1 protein-coding gene is annotated in these 339 nt (G+C 42.2%); it reads left to right on the forward strand.

Annotated features, from left to right (window positions below):
- The coding region (locus tag HMPREF3239_RS11910; RefSeq protein WP_176747970.1) for a DUF1542 domain-containing protein at nt 1-339 on the forward strand (339 nt) is incomplete at both ends.

Here is a 339-nt window from a genome sequence, read left to right on the forward strand (position 1 = left end):
CGATAGATCAAGCAACAAATAACGCAGGCGTAGACACTGCTAAATCTTCAAGTGTAGACGCGATCAATCATGTGCAACCAACGGTTGTTAAGAAAGACGAAGCAAAACAAGCAATCGATAATGCAGCGCAAGCAAAGAAAGCAGAAATCGATCAAACGCCAAACGCGACAGATGAAGAGAAGGCAGCAGCGAAAGCGAAAGTCGATGAAGCAGTGAATAATACGAAAGCAGCAATAGACCAAGCGACAAATAATGCAGGTGTAGATGCAGCAAAAACAAACGGTGTAGATTCAATCAACAATGTGCAACCAACAGTTGAGAAAAAAGCACAAGCAAAAA

This window comes from Staphylococcus sp. HMSC34C02, assembly GCF_001838705.1.
Taxonomy (GTDB): domain Bacteria; phylum Bacillota; class Bacilli; order Staphylococcales; family Staphylococcaceae; genus Staphylococcus; species Staphylococcus borealis.